Source organism: Rhodococcus sp. ENV425 (assembly GCF_002887785.1).
Lineage (GTDB): Bacteria > Actinomycetota > Actinomycetes > Mycobacteriales > Mycobacteriaceae > Rhodococcus > Rhodococcus aetherivorans.
The window spans coordinates 19,981-24,447 of the sequence record NZ_PCZU01000032.1 but is presented as its reverse complement, the minus strand read 5'-3'; the positions used below and the strand labels follow the sequence as shown (position 1 = coordinate 24,447).

The 4,467-nt window shown below is 74.9% G+C and carries 4 protein-coding genes and 1 pseudogene; all 5 read right to left on the bottom strand.

Annotation, left to right across the window (positions count from 1 at the left end; translation table 11 throughout):
- Positions 1-258: pseudogene (locus CQZ88_RS30335) on the bottom strand (methionine synthase); the annotation flags it as partial.
- Entirely contained in the window at positions 255-1,349 is a 1,095-nt protein-coding gene (mnmA, locus tag CQZ88_RS01945; protein ID WP_029544449.1) for a tRNA 2-thiouridine(34) synthase MnmA, read from the bottom strand. The pseudogene CQZ88_RS30335 and the gene mnmA, both read right to left, overlap by 4 nt.
- Positions 1,350-1,354: 5 nt before the next feature.
- Positions 1,355-2,581, bottom strand: coding sequence for a cysteine desulfurase family protein (locus tag CQZ88_RS01940; protein WP_006933204.1), 1,227 nt, complete (start codon positions 2,579-2,581; stop codon positions 1,355-1,357).
- 42 nt (positions 2,582-2,623) lie between these two features.
- Positions 2,624-3,490: a 1-acyl-sn-glycerol-3-phosphate acyltransferase gene (locus tag CQZ88_RS01935; RefSeq protein ID WP_221776307.1), complete on the bottom strand. Its 867-nt coding sequence runs from the start codon at positions 3,488-3,490 to the stop codon at positions 2,624-2,626.
- Positions 3,491-3,510: 20 nt separating this feature from the next.
- The gene (locus CQZ88_RS01930; RefSeq protein ID WP_102799163.1) at positions 3,511-4,353 is read right to left on the bottom strand and encodes a GNAT family N-acetyltransferase; all 843 of its coding nucleotides are present in this window, start codon (positions 4,351-4,353) and stop codon (positions 3,511-3,513) included.
- Positions 4,354-4,467 lie beyond the last annotated feature (114 nt).

Sequence of the window (4,467 nt, the reverse complement as noted above, 5' to 3'; positions counted from 1 at the left end):
GGCGCGGGCGGCGACCGCGCCGCGGCGACCGCCGAGCCGGTACCCGGTGGTGGACGTGTCGAGGTGCAGGTCGACCAGCAACGCGCCGGTGCGGCCGATGAGATCGGCCCCGAGCCCGCGGGCCGGCAGCTCGACCAGGTGCGGCAACGCCTCGAGCTCGCCGAGCACGGTCGCGGTCGATTCCCGGGCGTCGGTGCCGGGCCACGACCCGATGCCGGTCGCGACGCCGGACCAGGGGTTCGGGATGTTCGCGGTCACCGGGACGTGGCCGCCGTGCCGGTACCGACGATGGTGCCGCTGCCGAGGACGACGTCGCCGCCCGCGTCCGGCCGGTACAGCACCACGGCCTGTCCGGTGGCGACGCCGGTGAGCGGTTCGCGCAGGGTCACCGCGAGACCGGTGCCGGCGGGCTCGGCGACGGCCGCCGCGACACCGCCGTGCGCGCGGACCTGCACGACGCATTCGACCGGTCCGGCCGGCGCGGCCCCGCTCGTCCACACCGCGCGCTCGGCACTGATCGCCCACACCTTCAGGTCTTCCGCGGAGCCCACCTTCACCGTGCCGGTGTCCGGCTCGATCGCGGTGACGTAGCGGGGGCGGCCGTCCGCGCCGGGGCCGGCGATGCCCAGGCCCTTGCGCTGTCCGACCGTGAAGCCGTGCACCCCTTCGTGTTCGGCGAGCACGGCGCCGGACCGGGCGTCGACGACGCGGCCGGGACGCACCCCGATGCGGGCACCGAGGAAGGCGCGGGTGTCACCGGAGGGGATGAAGCAGATGTCGTGACTGTCGGGCTTGTCCGCGACCGCGAGACCCCGCTCGGCCGCTTCGGCGCGGATCCGCTCCTTCGGGGTGTCCCCGACCGGGAACATCGCACGCGCGAGCTGGTCGGCCGTCAGCACACCGAGCACGTACGACTGGTCCTTGCCGGCGTCGACCGCGCGACGCAGGACACCGTCGTCGAGCCGGGCGTAGTGGCCGGTGGCGACCGCGTCGAAGCCGAGGGCGACGGCCCGGTCGGCGAGGGCCGCGAACTTGATCTTCTCGTTGCAGCGCAGGCACGGATTGGGGGTCTGGCCGGCGGCATAGGACTCGACGAAGTCGTCGATGACGTCCTCCTTGAACCGGTCGGCGAAATCCCAGACATAGAACGGGATTCCGAGCACGTCGGCGGCGCGGCGCGCATCCCCGGCGTCCTCCTTGGAGCAGCAGCCCCGCGACCCGGTCCGCAGCGTGCCCGGCGCCGTGGACAGCGCCAGGTGCACACCGACCACGTCGTGGCCGGCGTCGACCGCGCGGGCCGCGGCCACCGCCGAGTCCACGCCACCGCTCATTGCCGCGAGCACCCTCATCGACGTCACCTCTCTCGACTACCGGCGCCGGCCAGTCCGGCGGCCCGCGCCCGTCCCACCACCTGCGGCAGCGCCGCCACAACGGCCTCCACGTCGGCGCGAGTCGACGTGTGGCCCAACGAGAATCGCAACGACCCGCGGGCCGTGCGGGGGTCCGCCCCCATCGCGACGAGCACATGGCTCGGCCGCGCCACCCCGGCGGTGCAGGCCGAACCGGTCGAGCACTCGATCCCGGCCGCGTCCAGCAGCATGAGCAGCGAATCGCCCTCGCAGCCGGGGAAGGTGAAGTGTGCATTGCCGGGCAGGCGGTCCGCGCCGCGCGGGCCGTTGAGGACCGCGTCCGGGACCACGGCCGTCACACCGGCGATCAGTTCGTCGCGCAGCGTCGTGAGCGCGACGGTGCGTTCGCCGAGTTCGACCGTCGCCTCGCGCAGCGCCGCGGCCATGCCGGCGATCCCGGCGGTGTCGTGGGTTCCCGACCGTACGTCGCGCTCGTGTCCGCCGCCGTGGGTGAGGGGCACGCACGGCACCTGCCGGCCCAGCAGCAGGGCACCGACACCCTGGGGACCGCCGAACTTGTGCGCGGCGATCGTCATGGCGGCCAGCCCGCTCGCGGCGAAGTCGACGGGCAGATGGCCGACCGCCTGCACGGCGTCGCTGTGCACGGGCACCCCGTACTCGGCGGCGACCGCGGTGAGCTCGGCGACGGGCATCACGGTGCCCACCTCGTTGTTGGCCCACATCACCGACACCAGGGCCGTCTCGTCGGCGTGCTCGGCGAGGGCCATCCGCAGCGCATCCGGCTCGACGCGTCCGTCGGCGTCGACGGCCAGCCAGGTCACCTCGGCGCCCTCGTGCGCGACGAGCCACTCGACGGCATCGAGCACGGCGTGGTGCTCGACGGCGCTCGCGATCACCCGGCGACGGCGCGGATCGGCGTCGCGGCGCGCCCAGTAGATGCCCTTGACCGCGAGGTTGTCGCCCTCGGTGCCGCCCGAGGTGAAGACGACCTCGGAGGGACGCGCACCGAGGTCCGCGGCGATGGACTCCCGGGCCTCCTCGATGCGGCGCCGCGCCGCGCGGCCCGACCCGTGGAGGGACGACGCGTTGCCGACCGTCGCGAAGATCTCCGTCATCGCCGACACGGCCGCGGGCAGCATCGGGGTGGTCGCGGCGTGATCGAGGTAGACGGTCGTCGAGGTGCCGGAGGCTCCGGCGGGGTTCGAGGTCATGACCGAACCAGGATAGCGGGTCGGGGCTCGCGCCCGTCGCGCTCACCGTCCGGCCCGGAGCTCCTCGCGACCACGGGTGTCGTGCGCGGCGGCGGCCCGGCCGAGCCTGGCGAACTCGGCGCCGTCGTCGTGCCGCCGGCGCGCGGACCGTTCACACCGCGCGGCGAGGTCGCGGCGATCGGAGCCGGGCCGCTCGAGCGGGGCGAGCACCACCTCCGCCACCACGCCCCGGTGCCGCAGGAGCCGTCGCAGCGACGCTCCCATCGTCTCGTCGCCGACGAACGCCGGACCGGTGGCGATCGTCCCGGCGGCGTCGGCGTACCGGAGCCCGACCGGCTGCACCGGGCGCTGCGCGTCGATCGCCGCCTGGAACAGTGCCGGACGGAACCCGCCGTACGCCCTGCCGCACCACGTCGTGCCCTCCGGGAACGCCGCGATCCGCTCCCCCGCCAGGAGGCGGTCGCGGATCCGCGACACCACGACGGGCAGGTCGCGCAGACGCTCGCGCTCGATGGGGATGACCCGCATGCGGCGGGCCAGCGCGCCGAGCAGTCCCCACTCGAGCAGGTCGCTGCGCGCGACGAACCCTGCCGGGGCAACCGCGGTGAGCACCAGCACGTCGGTCCAGGACACGTGCGGGGCGACGACGAGCACGCCCCCGCCTCCCCCGTCGCCGCGGTCCCGCAGGTCGGTCACCGTCAGCCGCAGCCCGGCACAACGCAGCAGGACGCGGGCGAACGCACGCTGGGCGGCGAGGCGCCCCGGGCGGGGCAGGAGCCGGCCGGCGGTCAGCAACGGGGCGGTCGCCAGCACCGCCACCACGAGCACCCAGCGCGCCGCCGCCGTGACGAAACTCACTCGCCCCGGATCGGCCGGAAGGCAGCCGGTGCCGCAGGGACTGGCCGGCATCCAGGCGTGGGCGCGGGTGTTCAAGCCCGCGCTCCTGCGGCCGCCTCGGCGCTCTCGGCGGCGGTCCGCAGCCGCTCGAGGTAGCGCGCGTTGGCTCCGGCGAGGCTCTGCAGCGCGACGAAGTCGGCCACCCCGAAGTCGGGGTCGTGGGCGGGCTCGCCGCAGATGCGAGCACCGAGCCGCAGATACCCGCGCAGCAGCGGCGGCAGCACCGGCCGCGCGGGGGACGGGATGTCGTCGAGGGGGCGGCCGTCGACGACGACCGGGGTCCGGGGAAGCACCCGCCGGGCCGGCTCGACGGAGTGCCGGGCCAGCAGCACGTCGCGCACTCCCCGGACGTTGGCGCCGGGCACGTCGGACGGGTGGGTGCGCATCGGCACCGACACGCACCCCATGACCCAGTTGTGCCCGGTGAGTTGCAGGTAGTGCAGGATCCCGGCCCACATCAGCGACAGGACCGAGCCGGAGCGGTGGGCGGGGTCGACGCAGGCGCGGCCCATCTCCACCGCCCGCAGACCGTCGGGATCGAGGGCGGTGAGATCGAATTCGGTGGCGGTGTAGTAGCCCCCGGCGGCGCGTGCGGCCTCCGGCGGCAGCATCCGGTAACAGCCCACCACCGCGCCGGTGTGGTTCTCGCGCACCAACAGGTGGTCGCAGTACTCGTCGAAGCGGTCGGCGTCGAGGCCCGCGGGCATGCCTGCCGGGAGGCGGAATCCGGGTTCGGCGGCGAAGACGCGGTAACGCAGCCGCTGTGCGGCCTCGCGATGTTCGCGGTCGGCGGACACGAGCAGGGAGTACCGCGGCCCCGACAGCACCGCCTCCGACAGCCCCGGGTTCCGGGCCGGCACCAGCAAAGTGGTCATGGCGCAATGTGTATCGAGCCGGTACGTCGCGGCAGGGGCGGCACGGTGTCGCCTCCGTGCACGTCCGGTGAACATGCCCGGGTACGCGTGCGGCCCCGCACCCTGGACGGGTGC

Excerpts from the sequence above, each read along its gene's own strand:
- mnmA (WP_029544449.1), bottom strand. The coding sequence starts at position 1,349 with ATGAGGGTGCTCGCGGCAATGAGCGGTGGCGTGGACTCGGCGGTGGCC.
- CQZ88_RS01940 (WP_006933204.1), bottom strand. The coding sequence starts at position 2,581 with ATGACCTCGAACCCCGCCGGAGCCTCCGGCACCTCGACGACCGTCTAC.
- CQZ88_RS01935 (WP_221776307.1), bottom strand. The coding sequence starts at position 3,490 with ATGCCGGCCAGTCCCTGCGGCACCGGCTGCCTTCCGGCCGATCCGGGG.
- CQZ88_RS01930 (WP_102799163.1), bottom strand. The coding sequence starts at position 4,353 with ATGACCACTTTGCTGGTGCCGGCCCGGAACCCGGGGCTGTCGGAGGCG.